Here is a 19,584-nt window from a genome sequence, read left to right on the forward strand (position 1 = left end):
CTTTCCAAAAACGATGCTACTTAAGGTACGCGAGCCCCGGATGGACCGAGGTGTAGCCCTCGACCAGCTTGCGGGCGACATTGACGGAGTCGACCAGCGGGTGCAGCGCGAAGGCCTTGACCGCGGTCGTGCGCGAGGCCGACTCGGCGGCGGCCAGCACCTCCCGCTCGACCGCCTTGACCGAGCAGACCAGGCCGGTGGCGTGGTCGGGCAGCGGGGCGACCGAGACGGGGTGGGCGCCGTTGGCGTCGACCAGGCAGGGCACCTCGATGACGGCGTCGCTGTCCAGCACCGAGAGCGTGCCCTGGTTGCGGACGTTGAGGATCAGGGTGGTGCGCTCGTCGCGCGCGATGGCCCGCATCAGGGCGAGGGCGACCTTCTCGTAGCCGCCGGAGAGGTCGTCGGCGTCGCGTTCCCCGGCGCCGGCCGTCTCCCGGTTCTCGGACATGTAGGTGGCCTCGCGCTCGGCCCGCGTGCGGTCCCAGACGTCCAGCGCCTTCACACCGGGGGCGCCGACCTCGTCGTAGAACCGTCCCTGCTGGTCGGCGAGGAAGGCGCCGCGGGTCTTCTCGGCCTGCTGGTAGGCGCGGACGGCCTCGCGGTTGAAGTAGTAGTAGTGCAGGTACTCGTTGGGGATCGCGCCCAGCGACTGCAACCAGTCGACGCCGAAGAGCTTGCCCTCCTCGAAGGAGCCGAGCAGGTCGGGGTCGGCGAGCAGCCGCGGGAGCTCGTCCCGGCCGGCGATCTTCAGGCCGCGGACCCAGCCGAGGTGGTTGAGGCCGACGTAGTCGATCCAGGCCTCGTTCGGGTTGGCGCCGAGCACGCGCGCGATACGGCGCCCGAGGCCGACCGGGGAGTCGCAGATGCCGATGACCCGGTCGCCGAGGTGGCGGGACATGGCCTCGGTGACCAGGCCCGCCGGGTTGGTGAAGTTGATGACCCAGGCGTCGGGGGCGAGCCGGGCCACCCGCCGGGCGATGTCCACGGCCACCGGGACCGTGCGCAGGCCGTAGGCGATGCCGCCCGCGCCGACCGTCTCCTGGCCGAGGACGCCCTCCGCGAGGGCCACCCGCTCGTCCTCGGCACGGCCCTCCAGACCGCCGACGCGGATCGCCGAGAAGACGAAGTCGGCGCCGCGCAGGGCCTCGTCGAGGTCGGTGGTGGCGGTCACCGAAGGGGCGTCGGTGACCTGCGCCGCCTGCTCGGCGAGCACCCGGGTCACGGCAGAGAGCCTGACGGCGTCCAGGTCGTGCAGGACGACCTCGGTGACCCGGCCCTCGGCGCGGTCGCCCAGGAGGGCGCCGTACACGAGCGGCACGCGGAACCCGCCGCCGCCCAGAATCGTCAGCTTCACCGCCTACCTCCCTCGCAGGAGTGCAGTCCGGCTGTTCGGAAGACCTCTACTCGCATGACCGGATAAGCTCCGTGAAGTGCGTCGCGAGAACCAAGCACGCGCTGTCCCCTTGCATTTGCTCCAAGAACCCGGGCTGGTTTCAACCCGGCTGGTGATGATCGCGTCAGACTCGATCGCTTGCTGAGCGATTGAGCAGTGTGAGCCAGGAATCTCCTTCGAATCAGAGGGAGAGGATTCAATCTTGCACCTTTCCTGCCACGACGACCTCGACCCGGGCCTCCTCAAGAGAGGCCCGGGTCGCCGTGTCCACCGGGGCGTTCGTGACCACCACGTCCAGCTCCTCGGGACCGCAGACCTTCGCCATGCCCGTCCCCGGGAACTTGGCGGCGTCGGCGAGCAGGACGACCTTGTCGCCGGCCTTGATCATGGCTCGCTTCACCGGCACCTCGACGACCGTCGTGTCCATCACCTGCCCACCCGGGCGCACTCCACTGGTGCCGAGGAAGAGCCAGTCGGCGTGCAGCTGGCGCAGATTGTCCTCGGTGAGGAAGCCGACCAGGCTGCGGTACTCCCGGCGGAGCATGCCGCCGAGCAGCACCAGTTCGATGCCCTCGTCGTCGGCGAGCTCCTCGTAGACCACCAGGTTGCTGGTGATCACGGTGAGGCGGCGGCCGTGCAGCTGCCGGGCCAGCCGGAAGGCGGTGGTACCGATGTCCAGCAGCACCGTCTGGCCGTCGGCGACCATGGCGGCGGCGCGCTCGGCTATGGCGTCCTTCTCGGACACGCGCACCTCGGCGACCTCGGCGAAGGGCTGGTCGCCCTCCTCCACGACGGCGCCGCCATGGACACGCGTGAGCAGCCCGTCCTCCTCCAGTCTGACCAGGTCGCGCCTGATCGTGGCAGGGCTCACACCCAGCTGCTCGGAGAGATCGGTCACGGACGCGGGGCCACCGGAGCGCAGGGCCCGCAGGATGAGTTGGTGTCGTCGTTCTGCCAGCACGGCGTGAACACTACTCGTCATCTTCAATCAAATCCATGCTCAGTTCTGCTCGGGTATTGACCAATCTCCCGGAGCAGCGCACGATTCCCGTCATCGAAATTGACGAGTTTTGACGAGAGGCTCATCGCGTGGACGACGACAGGCCCGACGTGCTCCTGACCGGGCTGCTCTTCTACGACCTCGTCCTCACCGGGCTCGGGAAGCCGCCGACGCCCGGCGAGGAGATCTGGACGGCCGGCATGGGCTGCGGCCCCGGCGGCATCGCCAACCTGGCGGTCGCCGCGTCCCGCCTCGGCCTTCGGACCTCCCTGGCCACGGTCTTCGGCGACGACTTCTACGGCGCCTACTGCCAGGAGATCCTCGCAGGTCAGGAAGGCGTCGACCTCTCGCTCTCCCGGATCGCGAACGGCTGGCACACCCCCGTCACCGTCGCGCTCGCTCACGGTCACGACCGGGCCCTGGTCACCCACGGCCAGGAACCGCCGTACTCCCAGGACACGCTGATGGGCGACCCGCCCGAGGCGCGCACGGCCCTCGTCCACCTGGAGGCCGAGCCGCGCGCCTGGCTCTCCAAGGCCGCCGCGAACGGCACGCACATCTACGCCGACGTCGGCTGGGACCCCACCCAGGAATGGTCGAAGGACCTCCTCGACCAGCTGGCCCTGTGCCACGCCTTCCTGCCCAACGAGGGCGAGGCGATGGCCTACACCCGCACCGACAGCGCGGTCGCGGCCCTCGGCACGCTCTCCGAACTGGTCCCGGTCGCCGTCGTCACCCGGGGCGGGGACGGCGCGATCGCCGTGGACCAGGTCACCGGAGAGTACGCGGACGTTCCGGCCCTGCCCGTCGACGTGCTCGACGCCACGGGCGCCGGTGACGTCTTCGGCGCTTCGTTCGTCGCCGCCTCGCTGGGCGGCTGGCCGCTGGAGGAACGGCTGCGGTTCGCCGTCCTCGCGGCCGGACTGTCCGTCCTGCACCACGGCGGCGCCCTCGCCGCCCCCGGCTGGTACGGCGTCGACCGCTGGTGGCGCTCCCTGACCGACCCCGGCCTGCGCAAGGCGTACGGCTTCCTGGCCGACCGCCTGCCGGCCGACGTCGGGCCACCGGTGCGCCACGCCCCGGTCACCCCGCCCCGGCCGCACTGACCCTCACATCGCCCCCACAGTCCGACACCCCTCTCCACCACGAACAGGAACAACAGGAGTGACCCGTGGACCTTTCACGTAGAGGCTTCCTCCAGGCCGCCGCGCTCACCGCGGCCGCCTCCGGACTGACCGTCGCCTGCGGCGGCGGCTCGGGCTCGGGCGGCACCAAGAACGGCAAGAACCTCACCCTGTGGTACTGGGGCGGCGCGCTCAGCGACAAGGTGGTCGCGGAGGCGAAGACCCACTTCAGCAGCCAGATCAAGCTGACCTCGGCCTCCATCGGCGGTGACTTCAAGCAGAAGCTCACCACCACCCTCGCGGCGGGCACCTCGGTGCCCGACATCACCGGTATCAAGGGCGAGGACATCGCGTCCTTCCTGCCCAACGCCAACCGCTTCCTCGACCTGAACGACCTCGGCTTCAAGAAGGTCTCCTCGCAGTACCTGGACTGGAAGACCAAGCTCGCCCAGACCGAGGACGGCAAGCAGATCGGCTTCCCGATCGACATCGGCCCCACCGCGCTCTTCTACCGCGCGGACCTGTTCGCCAAGGCCGGGGTGGACACCGACCCCGCCAAGGTCGCCGCCCTGGTCAAGACCTGGGAGGACTACTTCCAGCTCGGCACCGAGCTGCAGCGGAAGAACCCCGGCACCTACCTGGTCAACAACCTCGGCTCCATGTTCGACATGACCATCGGCCAGGGCACCCAGCGGTTCATCGACAAGGACAACCACTTCATAGGCGACCAGGACCACATCCGCGCCGCGTGGACCACGTCGGTGCGCCCCTACACCCTCGGTCTCGACGCCAAGATCAACGACAACACCTGGAACGCCGCCGTCGGCAAGAACCTCCTCACCGAACTCGGCGCGGCCTGGCACGCGCTGGACATCGAGCAGGCCGCCCCGCAGACCAAGGGCGAATGGCGGGTGTGCCCGATGCCCGTCGGACCGGCCAACCAGGGCGGTTCCTACCTGGCCCTGCCCAAGCAGTGCCGCAACCCCGAAGAGGCATTCAAGATCATCAGCTGGATCCTCAGCCCCGCCAACGACGCCCGCGGCTTCACCGACGCCGCCATCTTCCCCGCCGCCCCGGCCGCCTACACCATGCCGGCCATGACGGGCCCCGACGCCTTCTTCGGCGGACAGAAGATCATCGAGGTTTTCGGTCCTGCCGCCAAGGCCGTCCCGCTCGCCTACGAGGCCCCGGCCGACGCCGCTGTCATGGCCCCCTACAAGACGGAACTGACCAACATCGAGGCCAAGGGCAAGAAGCCCGACGACGCCTGGAAGGACGCGGTCAGCCAGGCCAAGCAGATCGCCCGGCGGCAGGGGGTGAACTGAGGTGACGTCACCTCCGGTCACCGGTCCCGCCGCGGTGCCCGCGCACCGAGGCGGGCCGGGCCCGGCCCGGTTCCGCCCGCGGCGCGCCGCGCCCGCGGGTACCGTTCGGCCCAAGCGACGCGGACCGCTGTCGTACTGGCGGCAGTACCTGGCGATCTCGCCGTTCTACCTGATCTTCGCCGCGTTCTCCTTCTTCCCCGTCTTCTACTCGCTGTACCTGGCCTTCCAGCGCTGGGACGGCATGGGCACCATGCAGTTCGTGGGCCTGCAGCAGTTCCGGTTCCTGTGGGACGACCCGGTCTTCTGGCTGTCGATCCGCAACACCCTGGTGATCTGGGTGCTGTCCACCGTGCCGACGCTGTTCGGTGCCCTGGTCCTGGCGACGCTGCTGCACTCGGTGCGCCGCTTCAAGGGCTTCTACCGCATCGCGCTGTACGTGCCGAACGTGACCTCGATCGTCGCCGTGGCGATCTTCTTCGGCGCGGTGTTCAGCAACAACTTCGGTCTGGTCAACGCGATCCTGGGCACGGTCGGCATCTCGCCCGTTCCGTGGCTGAGCAACCCGTGGCTGATCAAGGTGGTCATCTCGCTGCTGATGACCTGGCAGTGGACCGGCTACAACATGATCATCTATCTGGCCGGCCTGCAGGCGATCCCGACCTCGATCTACGAGGCGGCGAAGATGGACGGTGCGGGGCCCGTCCGCACGTTCTTCCAGATCACCATCCCGATCATGCGGCCGATCATCCTGTTCACGGTGATCATCTCGACGATCAACGGCCTGCAGAGCTTCAGCGAACCGCAGGTCCTGTTCGCGAGCAACGCCGCCAACGCCAACCTCGGCGGCCCGGGCCAGGCGGGTCTGACGACCTTGTTGTACTTCTACCAGTCGGCCTTCCTCAACAACGACTACGGCTACGGCGCGGCCATCGTGTGGGCCTTCTTCGTACTGATCATCGTCCTCGTCGCCGTCAACTGGCGCATCACCACACGAGGGAGGAAGGCATGACGGCAGTGGACACCACCCCGCGCGCCGCGGGCGGCAGGCGGCCGCGCCGCCCCAGAGGCCTGACGGCGCACATCATCCTCGTCGTGGCCGTCCTGTTCTCGGTCTTCCCCTTCGCGTGGACGATCGTCATGGCGACCAACACCACCCAGGACATCTACAAGAGCCCGCCGAAGTTCACCTTCGGCTCCCATCTGCTGGAGAACATCCGGCACGTGCTGAACACCATCGACTTCTTCGGGTCGATGCTCAACACGGTGATGGTCGCGACCGTCACCACCGTCCTGGTGCTGTTCATCGACTCCCTGGCGGCCTTCACCTTCGCCAAGTTCGACTTCCCCGGGCGCAAGCTGCTCTTCGGCACGCTGCTGCTGTTCATGATGCTGCCGCTGCAGCTGGCGATCCTGCCGCAGTTCATCCTCATGTCGAAGATCGGCTGGGTCGGGATGCTCAAGGCACTGGCCCTGCCCTCCCTCGCCAACGCCTTCGGCATCTTCTGGCTGCACCAGTACATCCAGAACGGCGTGCCCGACGAACTCCTGGACGCCGCCCGCATCGACGGCGCCGGGTTCTTCCGTCAGTACTGGAACATCGCGCTGCCGATGATCAGGCCCGCGCTGTCGTTCCTCGCCATCTTCGCCTTCGTCAACTGCTGGAACGACTACATCTGGCCGCTCGTCGTGCTCACCGACCCGGGCCACGTGACCCTCCAGGTGGAGCTCGCCCAGCTCAACGTCGGCCACACCACCGACTACAGCATGGTCATGGCCGGTGTCCTGATGGCGGCGCTCCCGCTGGTCATCGTCTTCAGCATCTTCGCCCGCGGGTTCATCGCGGGCGCCACCGAGGGAGCGGTACAGGGCTCCTGACCCGGTGCCGTGAGAAAGGGGGTGGGCGGTGACGTACGACATCGGCGGGCCCGGCAAGGTGCTCGTCGTGGGCATGGACGGGCTGCGCTACGACCTGCTGACCCGCTCGCCGGCCACGGCACCGGTGCTGCACGCGCTGATGGCGGCGGGCGCCCACGGCACCAGCCTGCTGCCCTACGGCGAGGTGGACGGCCAGGCCCCGGACGGGCCGTCCGCCGGCATGGCCTACACGGACTCCGGGCCCGGCTGGTCGAGCGTGCTGACCGGCGTGTGGCCCGACCGGCACGGAGTGCGCGGCAACGACTTCGCCGGTGCCGACTACGGCCGCTACCCCGACTTCCTGAGCCGGGCCGTCACCGCCCGGCGCCGGCTGCGCACCGCGGCCGTGGTGTCCTGGCCGGAGCTGATCCGACGCGGCACCCTCGGCCCCGCCATCGGCCGCCGGGTGCGCTACGACGGCGAGACGGACGGCTACGGCACCGCGGACCGCCTCGTCGCCCGCACCGCCGAGCGCTGGATCGGCCAGGACGATCCCGACGCCGTGTTCGTGTACTTCGGCGCCACCGACGAGGCCGCCCACGCCATGGGCCCGCACAGCCTCGCCTACGACCGGGCCCTGCTCACCCAGGACACCCACCTCGGCTGGCTCCTTGCCGCCATCGACTCCCGGCGCTCGGACCCCGCCCGCGCGCGGGAGCGCTGGACCGTGCTGGTCACCACGGACCACGGGCACCTCGACACCGGCGGCCACGGCGGTGACACCCGCGCCGAGCGCGAGGTGTTCGTCGTCCTGGCCGAGCCCGGCATGCCCGGCGGCACCCGGCTCGACACCCCGCGTCTCATCGACATCGCCCCCACCGTCCTGGACCGTCTCGGCGTCCCCGTCGACCCGGCCTGGGGCCTGCAGGGCCGGGTCCTGCACGGCCACGGACGGTCCTGCCACATCCCGGCACCACCCACCCCGCCACCGACTTCGGAACGGTCATGACCGACGCACCCCGCGGATCCCACCCCACCGACCCCCTCGTCGCCCTGCGCCCCTGGGAGGCACCCGAGGTGACCTCCTGGGGGCGGCTGCCCATGAACGCCGTCGACCGGCGCTCCGGAACACTCCCCCTGGACGGCGACTGGCGTTTCCAGTTGCTGCCCACTCCGGACGCGCCGGTCGGCGGTGCCTGGTCCTCGGCGTACGTGCCCGGCGTCTGGACGATGCAGGGCACCGACGACCTGCCGCAGTACCTCAACGTCCGCATGCCGTTCCCGGACTTCCCGCCGCACTCCCCCGCCGCCAACCCGACAGGCGTCTACGAACATGCGGTGGACGTCCCCGCCGAGTGGGCCGGACGCCGGATCGTGCTCCAGGTCGGGGCCGCCGAGAGCGTGCTCCTCGTGCACGTGGACGGGCGGCCCGTCGGGATCTCCAAGGACTCCCACCTGGCGGCCGAGTTCGACCTGACGGGGCTGGTGCGCGCCGGCGCGCGGAGCGTCGTACGGCTGACCGTGGTCAAGTGGTCGGACGCCTCGCACATCGAGGACCAGGACCAGTGGTGGCACGGCGGGATCACCCGCTCGGTGCTGCTGTACGCGACGGATCCGCTGCATCTGTCGGATGTGACCGTGCGGGCGTCCTTCGACGGCTCGCTGCGGGTCGACTGCCGGGTGCGGGACGCGGGCGGGGCGCTGCCCGGGGGGTGGTACGTCAGCGGGGAGCTGGACGGCCGACTGCTCGCGCAGGACGCGGAGTTCGACCGGTTCAACCGGGAGGACGAGCGGGTCTCGGACTTCCTCGGCGAGGCACGTCTGACCGCGACGGTCCCGGACGTGCGCACCTGGAACGCCGAGACGCCCGAGCTGTACACGCTGACCGTCCGGCTGCACCGTGCCGACGGCACGGTCGCCGACACCTCACGGCACCGGATCGGCTTCCGCGACGTCGAGATCACCGGCCGGGATCTGCTGGTCAACGGCGAGCGGGTCTTCATCCGGGGCGTCAACCGGCACGACTTCCACCCGCTGACCGGGCGGACCGTGTCGTACGACGACCTGCGCGCGGATCTGGTCACGCTGAAGCGGTTCGGGTTCAACGCGATCCGCACCTCCCACTACCCCGGCGATCCCGCCCTCTACGACCTGGCCGACGAGCTGGGGCTCTACGTCGTCGACGAGGCGGACATCGAGTCGCACGACCACGCCCACGAGATCGCCGACGACCCGCGCTACCTGAACGCCTTCGTGGACCGGGTCTCGCGGATGGTGCTGCGGGACAAGAACCACCCGTCGGTCATCGTCTGGTCGCTGGGCAACGAGTCCGACTACGGAGCGAACCATGACGCGGCCGCGGGCTGGGTGCGGCGGCACGATCCGACGCGGCCGGTCCAGTACGAGGGAGCCGCGAAGCTCGACTGGGCGGCGGCCGGTGACGCCACCGACATCGCCTGCCCCATGTACGCCTCGCTGGAGGAGTGCGTGGACCACGCCCTGTCCGGGCGGCAGACCAAGCCGCTCATCTGGTGCGAGTACTCGCACGCCATGGGCAACAGCAACGGCACGCTCGCGGACCATTGGGCGGCCATCGAGTCAACGCCGGGTCTTCAGGGCGGGTTCATCTGGGAGTTCTGGGACCACGGCATTCTGCAGCGTGTGAACGACGGCAGACCGGTCGGACGTGGGGGCGTCGGGCTCTATGACAACGGTGTCGCCGCGCCCGGACACCGCTGGGCGTACGGCGGCGACTTCGGCGAGGCCCTGCACGACGGCGCCTTCATCGCGGACGGCGTGGTGTTCCCCGACCGCACGCCCAAGCCGGTGATGTACGAGCACCGGGAGATCGCGGCACCGGTGCGCATCGAGTGCTTCCGGCACGAGGGCATCGTGCTCGGCAACCACCAGCACTTCCGGGGTCTGGCCTGGCTGGCCGGCGAATGGGAGCTGTCCCTGGCCGACGGCCGCACCCTCACCGCGCCCGCCGAACTGCCCGATCTGCGGCCCGGGGAGACGGCGGCCGTGCCGCTGCCGTTCGAACTGCCCGAGGACGGCGGCGAGGCGTGGCTGACGCTGCGGGTGACCACGGCCGCGGACGAGCCCTGGGCCCCGCGCGGGACGGTGCTGTGCGTGCCGCAGGTGCGGCTGCGGGAGGCGGTGCCGCAAGCGCCGATGGCCGTGCAGAACCGTTTCGTCGAGGTCGACGACGACGGTCTCCTGGTCCACCCCCTGCTCACCTGCGCCCCCACGCTCTCCCTGTGGCGGGCGCCCACCGACAACGACGAGCTCGGCGGGATGGCTCCGCGCTGGCGTGACTGGGGACTCGACGCACTGGTGCGCAAGGTCACCGACGTACGGCGGACTCCCGGACGGGTCACCGTCCATGCCGAATACGCCTGCGAGGCCGGAGTCGTGCGCCATGCGCAGGTCTTCACGGCCGTCGAGGGCGGAGTCCACGTCGAGGAGTCCGCGGAGCTGCCGGAGCGGCTGGACGACGTGGCACGGGTCGGCTGCGTGTTCGAGACGGTCGCCGGGCTCGACCTGATGGAGTGGTACGGACAGGGCCCCTGGGAGTCGTATCCGGACCGCGGCTTCGGGGCGCCGGTCGGTCACCACGCGGTACCGGTGGACGAGTTGTTCACCCCCTATCTGCGCCCGCAGGAGAGCGGCGGCCGGCACGGGGTCCGGCACTTCACGCTGTCCGCGCCGGACGCCACCGGCCTCGCGGTCGCCCTGGACGAACCGCGCCAGGTCGGCGTGACCCGGTACCGCGCGGCGGACCTCACCGCTGTGGCGCACCACGACGAGCTCGTCCCCGGTGCGGGCTGTGTCGTGCACATCGACGCGGCCCACCGCGGCCTCGGCACCGCCTCGTGCGGCCCCGACACCTTCGCCTCCTATCGCGTCGCGCCGGGCGTCCATCGCTGGAGCTGGACCCTGCGCGCGCTCTGATCCCCCTCGATCTCCGAACCTCCTCGACTTTCGCTACGGAGCACACGTGTGCACTTCGCATGACCAGAATCAGGCCGAGGCCGCGCAGGCCGGTGCCGGAAGACGCGGTTTCCTGCGGGCGACGGCGCTGCTGGGCGCGGCCGCCACGGCCGGGGTCGCGCTGCCCACGGTGGCCGAGGCCGCCCCGGGTGCGTCCTGGCGTCCCGACACGGAGAGCCGGCGGTTCACGCTCGCCGTCATGCCCGACACCCAGTACCTCTTCGACGGGCCGAGCATCGACAAGGCCCCCGTCGAGGCCTCGCTGCGCTACCTGCTGGAGCACGGCAAGGACGAGAACATCGTCTTCCTGTCGCACCTCGGCGACCTCACCCAGAACGGCGCGGCGCCCGAGTTCGCCGCGATCGGCGACGCGTTCAGGCTGCTGGACCGGCGCGGGGTCGGCTACAGCGTCCTCGCGGGCAACCACGACGTGAAGTCGTCCACCACCGACCAGCGCGGTGCGACACCGTACCTGGACGTGTTCGGTCCCGACCGCTTCAAGGGCCACAGGACGTTCGGGGGTGCCTCCGCGGACGGCTACAACACGTACCACCTGTTCAAGGCCGCGGGCCGCGAGTGGATGGTGCTCGCCCTGGACTGGCGGCTGTCGGACAAGGGGTACGCCTGGGCGAAGAGCGTCCTGGCCGCCCACCCGAGGACGCCGGTGATCCTGACCACGCACGAGCTGGTCGTCGAGGACGACAGCCTCTCGGACTACGGCCAACAGCTGTGGGACCAGCTCGTCAAGGACCACGACCAGATCTTCCTCACCCTCAACGGCCACTACTGGCCCGCCGGCCGGGCGACCCGCACGAACACGGCGGGCAACGACGTCCACCTGCACCTGACGAACTACCAGAACCGGTACTTCGGCGGGGCGGCCATGATCCGCCTGTACCGCTTCGACCTCGACCGTGGCGTGATCGACGTGGAGACGGTCTCCCCGTGGATCCTCGGCCGGGCCGGGAAGGGCCTCAACGAGCTGGAGCGGCAGGAGATCGAACTCAGCGGCGACGCCGACCGGTTCTCCGTCGACATCGACTTCGCGTCGCGCTTCGCCGGCTTCGACCCGGTGCCCGCGCGCGCGGCCCGTCCCGCGTCAAAGATGCTGATCCCGGGCACGGCCGCGTACTGGCGCTTCGAGTCGGCGGTGTCGGGGACCGTCCGTGACCTCTCCGGTCGCGGCAACGACCTCACCGTGGTCTCCGTGGGCGGCGGCTCGCTCGGCTGGTCCGCGGACCACCACCCCGACCAGCCCGGCCACGGCAGCCTGGAGTTCCAGGGCTACAAGTCGCCCCTGAAGGGCGCCTATCTGCAGACGGTCGACAAGGCGCCGCTCAACTCGGCGGTGTTCAAGGACGGTTACACCATCGAGGTGTTCTACCGCATGCCCGCCGACTGGGACCCGGACCACAACGCCTGGGCGGGACTGGTCAGTCGGCGGGGAACCGGCGGCGCCGCCGGCAAGACCGGCGACGACCCCGACGAGCCGCTCGCCACGCTGTCGCTCTCCAACGACCGGGAGCCGCAGTGGGCCATGCGGCCGCTCGACCAGGAGGGCATCGCCACCAACTGGGGCCAGGAGACACCGCTGGAGACCTGGTGGCACCTCGCCGTCGTCAACGACGGCCGGCACACCACGCTGTACGTCCAGGGCTGCCCGGTGGTCCGCAATCCGAAGGCGTCCGCCGTCGGGATCACCTCGGTCGGGCTGCCGTGGCTGGTGGGCGGCTACACCTACGCCGACAAGATCGACCAGATCTTCCACGGACGGCTCGGCGACGTCCGGATCGTGTCGCGGGCGCTGCCCGTCTCGTCCTTCATGACCCACTGAATCCGAGGATCACCGTGAACGAGCAGCAGCTCCCCTCCTGGGCGGATCCGTCCGTCTCCCCCACCGATCTCGACGCCCAGGGCGTGTCGAGACGTGGACTCCTGCGCCGTGCGGGCCTGTTCGGCGCCGCGTTCGCGCTGGGGTCGGCCACTCCGGCACTGGCCGCTCCGAGCCGCCCCGGCTTCGGCGGCGACGACCCCCGGCTCGCCTACCTCGTCGGCGACCACCACGTCCACTCCGTCTACAGCCACGACGCCAAGTACACCTTCTCCCAGCAGGCGAAGGCCGCCGCGAAGTACGGCCTCGACTGGATGGTGTTCAACGAGCACTCCAACTTCGGACACGCCGACTACGGCGCCAAGCTGGAGCACGCGGAGATCGTGAAGGCCCGCTCGGAGAACCCGCGCCAGCTGATCTTCCAGGGCCTGGAGTGGTACATCCCGGCCGCCGAGCACTGCACGGTGTTCGCGGCTCCCGGCCCCCACGAGACCGACCTGCTCACCCAGTTCGAGCTCGCCTACGACGGCAAGCTGCTCGGTTACACCGAGGGATCGGCCGGGGCGACGGACACGGCCCGCAACGAGGCCCACGCCGTCAAGGCGATCAAGTGGCTGGCGGAGCAACGCCGTTCGGGCTACGTGGACGACGTCCTCGTCCTCGCCAACCACCCGCTGCGGCTCGGCATCGACTCCCCGCACGAGATGCGGGGCTGGCGGGACGCGGCCCCCGAGATCATGATCGGCATGGAGGGCGCACCGGGCGCCCAGGGCGCGGCACTCCCCGGCTGGCGCAGCACGACCTCGATCCGCGGCGAGTACGAGAACAAGCCGTCGGCGCAGTCCTGGGCGGGCTATCCGGCGGACGCGTATCTGACGTACGGCGGCTTCGACTGGGCGACGGCGACCGTCGGCGGGCTGTGGGACTCGATGCTGGCCGAAGGCAGCCTGTTCTCGATCACCACGAACTCCGACAACCACCGCACCGTCTTCGACACCTGGAAGAACGGCGACTGGCCGGCGGGGCAGAACTTCGACAACACCGGCAAGCTGCCCGACCCGGTGAACACCGACACCGCGCAGCCCGGCAGCGACTTCTGGCCGGGCCAGTTCAGCCGCACCCACGTCGGCGTGACCCGCTACGGCTACCGCGCGGTGATGGCGGGGATGCGCGCGGGCCGGGTCTGGGTGGACCACGGTCATCTGCTCGACGGGCTCGACGTGCGCGTGAAGCGGGACTGCGACTCGGGGCGCGGTGTCACGCTGGGCGGGCGGCTGCGGGTCCGCAAGGGTGAGCGGATCACGCTGTACGTGACGGTCACCAGCGCCTCCCGGCCCAACCCGCAGGGAATCCTGCCCGAGTTGGCGCACGTCGACGTGATCCGGGGCTCGGTGCGCGGTCCGGTGGCCGACCGGGACAGCTGGAGGGCGCCTGACACCAAGGTCGTCCAGACCAAGGACGTCTCCGGCCGGAAGGGGACGTACACCCTGCGCATCCCGCTGACCGCCGGCGACGAGTCCTTCTACGTCCGGCTGCGCGGCAGCGACGGCAAGCGGAACGGCACGGGCTACCTCGGTGCCTCGGTCGACCCGCACGGCCCGATTCCGCACGAGCCCGGCAACGGCGACCCGTGGGCGGACACGTGGTTCTACTCCAACCCGGTCTTCGTCGACGTCACCGGCTGAGGCAGGCGCCCTGAAGGGGCGCGGGGAACTGCGCGATCAGCCACAACGATCCCGCAGTTCCCCACTGCCACCGCACGGGACTTTCTAGGCGTAGAACCGGGAAAGGCTCTGCAGCACCGCGGCCGGCTTGGCGCCGCCCTCGATCTCGATCGCCCCGTCGACGGTGATCTGCACACCGCCCGGCACCTCCTCGACGTCCGTCAGCTTGGCGACGAGGCGGATGCGGGAGCCCACCTTCACCGGGGAGGGGAAACGGACCTTGTTCAGGCCGTAGTTGACCTTCGTGGTGACGCCCTGGACGTCCAGCAGCTCGGTGAAGAGCGGGATGAAGAGGGACAGGGTGAGGTAGCCGTGCGCGATGGGGGCGCCGAAGGGGCCCGCCGCCGCCTTCTCGGGGTCCACGTGGATCCACTGGTGGTCGCCGGTGGCGTCGGCGAAGGTGTCGATGCGCTCCTGGGTGACCTCGATCCACTCGCTGGTGCCGAGGTCGCTGCCGGCGAGCTTCTTCAGTTCGTCGATGCCGTTCACGGTGACGCTCATGTAGCTGTCCTTACTCAGGAGTCGGAGCCGTAGCGCTTGCGCACCCGGGACTTGAGGAGCTTTCCGGAGGCGGTGCGCGGGAGTTCGTCCGCGACCACCACCGACTTGGGGATCTTGTACTTGGCGAGTCGGCCGGCCAGGGAGGCCAGGACCTCGTCGGGGTCGGGCACGGCGCCCTCGCGGGGGACGACGACCGCCCGCGGCACCTCGCCCCACTTGTCGTCCGGGACGCCGATGACCGCGCACTCGGCGATGTCCGGGTGGCCGAGGAGCAGGTCCTCGATCTCGGCGGGGTAGATGTTCTCGCCGCCGGAGATGATCATGTCCTTGATGCGATCGACGATGAAGACGTATCCGTCCTCGTCGACCCGGGCCGCGTCCCCGCTGCGGAACCAGCCGTCCGCGAAGGAGGCGGCGGTCTCCTCGGGCAGCCCCCAGTAGCCGGGCATGACGTTCGGGCCCCGGAGCACGACCTCGCCGGCCTCGTCGATGCCGACGGGCGCCAGGTCCGGCCGTACCACCCGGACATCGGTGAAGAAGTGCGGCACACCCGCCGAACCCGCCTTGCCGAGGGCGTGCTCGGCGTCCAGGAACAGGGTTCCGGGCGAGGCCTCCGTCATGCCGTACCCCTGGAGAAAGGTGAGCCCGCGCTCCTGGTAGGCGGCGATGAGAGGGGTCGACACCGGGGAGCCGCCGCAGGTCAGGATGCGCAGCGAGGACAGGTCCGCGCCCGCCCAGCGCGGGTGCCGCGCCACCTGCTCGAACATCGTCGGCACTCCGAACATGAAGGTGATCCGGTGCTGTTCGATCAGGTCGAAGGTGGCGTCGGGGTCGAAGGCCTCGACGAGGACGCAGGTGCCGCCCTTGAGCAGCACCGGGAGCGTCAGCATGTTCAGGCCCGCCGTGTGGAACAACGGGGCGGACACCAGGGCGCGTTCGTCGGCGATCAGGTCGGTGTCGACGAGGACGTTGATCGCGTTCCACGTCAGGTTGCCGTGGGTGAGCATGGCGCCCTTGGGGCGTCCGGTCGTGCCCGAGGTGTACATGATGATGCAGGTGTCGTCGGGCGCGACCGGCTCGTCGATCGGCTCGGCCGGGGACTCGGCGAGCAACTCCTCGTACTCGGCGCCCACCTCGACGTACGTACGGACGTCGGTACTGCCCGGCAGTCCGGCGACGAGCCCCGCGTGCGGGGGGCCGTAGACGAGCGCCCTGGCCCCGGAGTCGGAGAGCTGGTAGGCGATCTCCGGTCCGGCGAGGCGGGTGTTGAGGGGGACGAAGACCGCGCCGAGGGTGCCGGCCGCGAACAGCGTCTCCAGGTAGGAGGGGTGGTTGGGGCCGAGATAGGCGATCCGGTCGCCGCGCCGGATGCCCCGGGCGCGCAGGGCGCGCGCGAGGCGGGTGACGCGGGTGTGCAGGGCGGCGTACGTGAGCGTGGTGTCGCCGTGGATCAGGGCGGTGCGGTGCGGGGTCTTGCGGGCCCGGCGTGCGGGCCATGAACCCAGTCCCTCGTTGCGCATCTGGGGCCCCTTACGGCTTGGTCAGCCCGAGCAGCCGGGCGGCGTTCTCCTTGAGGATCCTCGGCTTCACCTCGTCCTTGATCGACAGCTTCGCGAAGTCGGCGAGCCAGCGGTCGGGGGTGAGGACGGGGAAGTCGGAGCCGAAGAGGACCTTGTCCTTGAGCAGCGTGTTCGCGTACTGCACGAGCTGCGGCGGGAAGTACTTCGGCGACCAGCCGGACAGGTCGATGTGCACGCCCGGCTTGTGGGTGGCGACCGCGAGGGCCTCGTCCTGCCAGGGGAACGACGGGTGCGCCAGGATGATCTTCAGGTGCGGGAAGTCGGCCGCCACGTCGTCGACGTGCAGGGGGTTCGAGTACTTCAGGCGGATGCCGCCGCCCCCCGGGACTCCGGCGCCGATACCGGTCTGCCCCGTGTGGAAGAGGGCGATCGTGCCGGTCTCCTCGATGACCTCGTAGAGGTCGTACGCGACCGAGCGGTCGTTGGGGAAGAAGCCCTGGATGCTGGGGTGGAACTTGAAGCCCTTCACCCCGTACTCCTCGACCAGTCGGCGGGCCTGCTTGACGCCCGCCTTCCCGCGGAAGGGGTCGATGGAGGCGAAGGGGATCAGCACGTCCGAGTTGGCGGCGGCCGCCTCGGCGACCTCCTCGTTCGGGACGGGCGCGGTGCCGGTCGCGGACTCGGCGTCCACCGTGAAGATCACGGCGGCCATCTTCCGCTCGCGGTAGTAGGCGGCCGTCTCCTCAAGCGTCGGCTTCCGCTTGCCCTCGACCTTGAAGTAGGCGGAGGAGGCGTCGTGCAGGTCGTCGTCCAGCGAGGAGTGGCCCTTGGAGGAGACCTCCGCATGGGTGTGTACGTCGATGGCGACCAGCTCGTCGATGTCCATCAGGCCTCCGGAAGCTTCGGTGCCGGGATGCCGACCGTCTGGAGCTCGGCGCCGACCGAGGTCGGGAAGGCGTCGGCCAGGGTGTCGGGGGTCCAGCCGCCGTCGGCGTACGCCGTCTTGATCTCCTGCGGATGCGACCAGAGTGCCACCTTGTCGCCGCCGATGCCGATGGCCTGGCCGGTGATGGACCGGGCGGCCTCGGAGGCGAGGAAGGGGACGAGGGCCGCGCAGTCCTCGGGGGTGCCGAAACCCTCGCCCTTGCGGAGGAAGTCCGGGAGCGCCTCGCCGTTCCTCATGGCCTCGATGTACGGGGCGAAGGCGGGGATGGTCTCAGTCATCGCGGTGGCGGCGACCGGCACGATCGCGTTGACCGTGATGTTCGCGCGGCCCAGCTCCATCGACCAGGTGCGGGCGAAGGCGGCGATGCCGGCCTTGGCGGCGGCGTAGTTCGTCTGCCCGAAGTTGCCGCGCTGCCCGGCCGGGGAGCCGACCAGGATCAGGGTGCCGCCCTCGCCCTGCTCGCGCATCCGGACCGCGGCGGCGCGGGCGCAGGTGAAGGTGCCCTTGAGGTGGGTGGTGATCACCGCGTCGAAGTCGTCGTCGGTCATCTTCCACAGCACCTTGTCGCGCAGGATGCCGGCGTTGGTGACCAGGACGTCGAGCCGTCCGAACTCCTCCACCGCCCGGTTGACCAGCCGCTCGGCGGCCTCGGTGGTGCCGACCGGGACGACCTCGGCGACGGCGGTGCCGCCCGCCTCGGTGATGGACTTCACCGCCTGGTCGGCGACCGCCTCGTCGACGTCGTTGACGACCACGCGGGCGCCGTGGGCGGCGAGGGCGTGCGCGTAGGCGAGGCCGAGGCCCCGGCCGCTGCCGGTGACGACGGCGACCTTGCCGGTGAGATCGATGCTGGGCACGAGGGGGTCCCTTCACGAACGGATGCTTGAACGGATGCTCGGGGGTGCGACTTGCTGAGGGGTGCGGCTACGAGATCGAAGCTAAGAGCAATAATTGGTGACGTCAATAGTTGTTGGCGACCTTCGGGTGCGTCATGCTGGAATCTCCCTGACACACCGAGCACGAGGAGCCCGCCATCACACGCCAGCACGTCACCGCGAAGCCCATCGACTCGGAGGAGCCGTGGATGCGCGGGCTGCACGCGGACACCGGTTATCTGCTGTACCGCCTGGGTCTGCGCTCGGGTCAGCTGTTCAACACGTTCCTCCAGGAGTCGGGACTGCGGCTGCGGCACTACGCGGTGCTGCGCTATCTCGCCGGCTCCGAGGGCGCCCTCCAGCGGGAGCTGAGCTCGCAGCTCGGTTACGACCCCAGCGCGATCGTCGGCCTGGTCGACGACCTGGAGAAGCTGGGGATGACCGAGCGCCGCCCCTCCCCCGACGACCGCCGCAGCAAGATCGTCGCCCTCACCGACCAGGGCCGCGCCTTCCTGCGCGGCACCGACGAGGCCGGCCGCCGGGTGACCAACGACCTGCTCGCACCGCTGGACCCCGCCGAGCGGGACACCCTCCAGGCCCTGCTGCTGAGAGTCGTCGACCAGCCATGACCGCCCTCCCCCACTCTCGACTTCGCTCGCGCGGGGGCGCCCCCACCGCACCGGACCGGCTGCTGTCCGTGCTCGCCGCGTTCGACCACGACCATCCGGCGCTGTCGCTGACCGAAATCAGCCGCCGGGCCGGGCTGACGCTGACGACCACGCACCGGCTGGTGGGCGCGCTGACCGACTGGGGCGCGCTGGAGCGGGACGACGACGGGGTCTACCACGTCGGACTCCGCCTCTGGGAGGTCGCCGCGCTCGCGCCGCGCGGGGTCGCGCTCAGGCAGCTGGCACTGCCGTATCTGGAGGACCTGTACGAAGCCACCCACGAGAACGTGCAGTTGGCGGTGCGGGACGGCGCGGACGTCGTCTACATCGAGTGGATCGCGGGGCGTTCGTCGGTGGGCGTGCACATCCGGGTGGGGGCGCGCTGGCCACTGCACGCCACCGGGGTCGGCCTGGTGCTGCTGGCGCACTGCGAGCCGCGGGAGCAGGAGGAGTACTGCGCGACCCCGCTCGCCGTCTTCACGCCGTACACGATCGCCGAGCCCTCGGTGCTGCGCCGCGTCCTGGCCGAGGTCCGGCGCACGGGCGTGGCGGTGAGCAGCCGTCAGGTCACCGACGACGCCATCTCGGTGGCCGCCCCCGTGTGCGGGCCCGATGGGACGGTGGCCGCGGCCGTGTCGGTCGTGGTACCCCAGGCCGACGCCCAGGTGCCGGCGTTGATCCCGGCGGTCCGGCTCGCGGCGCTGGGGATCTCGCGGGCGCTGGGCTGGCAGCCGACGGTCGCACCCCGTTCGGGCGCCGGATATCCCTCTCATCGGTGAGGTCCCGGCCGACCGGCCTCGTGATACTGGAGCGGCCCCGGCCCCGAGGAG

The 19,584-nt window shown here is 70.4% G+C and carries 16 protein-coding genes; 10 read left to right on the plus strand and 6 right to left on the minus strand.

Annotated features, from left to right (window positions below):
• Positions 1–16: 16 nt before the first annotated feature.
• Together RKD20_RS07345 and RKD20_RS07350 are read right to left on the minus strand one after the other, a co-directional pair.
• Positions 17–1,354: a 6-phospho-beta-glucosidase gene (locus RKD20_RS07345; protein ID WP_424876987.1), complete on the minus strand. Its 1,338-nt coding sequence runs from the start codon at positions 1,352–1,354 to the stop codon at positions 17–19.
• 235 nt (positions 1,355–1,589) lie between these two features.
• The gene (locus tag RKD20_RS07350; RefSeq protein WP_424883163.1) at positions 1,590–2,354 is read right to left on the minus strand and encodes a DeoR/GlpR family DNA-binding transcription regulator; all 765 of its coding nucleotides are present in this window, start codon (positions 2,352–2,354) and stop codon (positions 1,590–1,592) included.
• Between the two features lie 128 nt (positions 2,355–2,482).
• Between RKD20_RS07350 and RKD20_RS07355 the strand changes: the two genes are divergently transcribed.
• The 8 genes from RKD20_RS07355 (at position 2,483) to RKD20_RS07390 (ending at position 14,205) form a co-directional block, all read left to right on the plus strand.
• Complete coding sequence (locus tag RKD20_RS07355) at positions 2,483–3,499, plus strand: carbohydrate kinase family protein (protein ID WP_424876988.1); 1,017 nt, start codon at positions 2,483–2,485, stop codon at positions 3,497–3,499.
• Positions 3,500–3,564: 65 nt separating this feature from the next.
• Positions 3,565–4,842, plus strand: a complete 1,278-nt coding sequence (locus RKD20_RS07360) for an ABC transporter substrate-binding protein (RefSeq protein WP_424876989.1) — start codon at positions 3,565–3,567, stop codon at positions 4,840–4,842.
• A 34-nt stretch (positions 4,843–4,876) separates the two neighbouring features.
• On the plus strand, positions 4,877–5,851 hold the full coding sequence (locus tag RKD20_RS07365) for a carbohydrate ABC transporter permease (protein ID WP_424883164.1): 975 nt from the start codon (positions 4,877–4,879) through the stop codon (positions 5,849–5,851).
• On the plus strand, positions 5,848–6,717 hold the full coding sequence (locus tag RKD20_RS07370) for a carbohydrate ABC transporter permease (protein WP_424876990.1): 870 nt from the start codon (positions 5,848–5,850) through the stop codon (positions 6,715–6,717). The genes RKD20_RS07365 and RKD20_RS07370 overlap by 4 nt, the downstream gene beginning before the upstream one ends.
• 73 nt (positions 6,718–6,790) lie before the next feature.
• Positions 6,791–7,705 carry an alkaline phosphatase family protein gene (locus tag RKD20_RS07375; RefSeq protein ID WP_424883165.1) on the plus strand — a complete coding sequence of 305 codons (915 nt, stop codon included), beginning with the start codon at positions 6,791–6,793 and terminating at the stop codon, positions 7,703–7,705.
• Complete coding sequence (locus tag RKD20_RS07380) at positions 7,702–10,650, plus strand: glycoside hydrolase family 2 TIM barrel-domain containing protein (RefSeq protein ID WP_424876991.1); 2,949 nt, start codon at positions 7,702–7,704, stop codon at positions 10,648–10,650. Before RKD20_RS07375 ends, RKD20_RS07380 begins: the two co-directional genes overlap by 4 nt.
• A gap of 46 nt (positions 10,651–10,696) precedes the next feature.
• Entirely contained in the window at positions 10,697–12,523 is a 1,827-nt protein-coding gene (locus tag RKD20_RS07385) for a LamG-like jellyroll fold domain-containing protein (RefSeq protein ID WP_424876992.1), read from the plus strand.
• 14 nt (positions 12,524–12,537) lie between these two features.
• A complete protein-coding gene (locus RKD20_RS07390) occupies positions 12,538–14,205 on the plus strand; it encodes a PHP domain-containing protein (protein ID WP_424876993.1) in 1,668 nt (555 codons plus the stop codon).
• Positions 14,206–14,289: 84 nt separating this feature from the next.
• Here RKD20_RS07390 and RKD20_RS07395 read toward each other — a convergent pair whose 3' ends face one another.
• Genes RKD20_RS07395 through RKD20_RS07410 form a run of 4 tightly spaced genes read right to left on the minus strand, consistent with a single transcriptional unit; the run spans position 14,290 to position 18,068 of the window.
• Positions 14,290–14,745 carry a MaoC family dehydratase gene (locus tag RKD20_RS07395; protein ID WP_351989982.1) on the minus strand — a complete coding sequence of 152 codons (456 nt, stop codon included), beginning with the start codon at positions 14,743–14,745 and terminating at the stop codon, positions 14,290–14,292.
• Positions 14,746–14,759: 14 nt separating this feature from the next.
• Positions 14,760–16,265: an acyl-CoA synthetase gene (locus RKD20_RS07400; RefSeq protein WP_424876994.1), complete on the minus strand. Its 1,506-nt coding sequence runs from the start codon at positions 16,263–16,265 to the stop codon at positions 14,760–14,762.
• 10 nt (positions 16,266–16,275) lie between these two features.
• Complete coding sequence (locus RKD20_RS07405) at positions 16,276–17,151, minus strand: amidohydrolase family protein (protein ID WP_424876995.1); 876 nt, start codon at positions 17,149–17,151, stop codon at positions 16,276–16,278.
• Positions 17,151–18,068: an SDR family NAD(P)-dependent oxidoreductase gene (locus RKD20_RS07410; protein ID WP_424876996.1), complete on the minus strand. Its 918-nt coding sequence runs from the start codon at positions 18,066–18,068 to the stop codon at positions 17,151–17,153. Before RKD20_RS07410 ends, RKD20_RS07405 begins: the two co-directional genes overlap by 1 nt.
• 227 nt (positions 18,069–18,295) lie before the next feature.
• Here RKD20_RS07410 and RKD20_RS07415 point away from each other — a divergent pair, with 227 nt between their 5' ends.
• Positions 18,296–18,715, plus strand: a complete 420-nt coding sequence (locus RKD20_RS07415; protein ID WP_424876997.1) for a MarR family winged helix-turn-helix transcriptional regulator — start codon at positions 18,296–18,298, stop codon at positions 18,713–18,715.
• Entirely contained in the window at positions 18,712–19,533 is an 822-nt protein-coding gene (locus RKD20_RS07420; RefSeq protein WP_424876998.1) for an IclR family transcriptional regulator, read from the plus strand. The genes RKD20_RS07415 and RKD20_RS07420 overlap by 4 nt, the downstream gene beginning before the upstream one ends.
• Positions 19,534–19,584 lie beyond the last annotated feature (51 nt).

The organism is Streptomyces sp. SLBN-8D4 (genome assembly GCF_049739545.1).
In the GTDB taxonomy this organism is placed as follows: domain Bacteria; phylum Actinomycetota; class Actinomycetes; order Streptomycetales; family Streptomycetaceae; genus Streptomyces; species Streptomyces canus_C.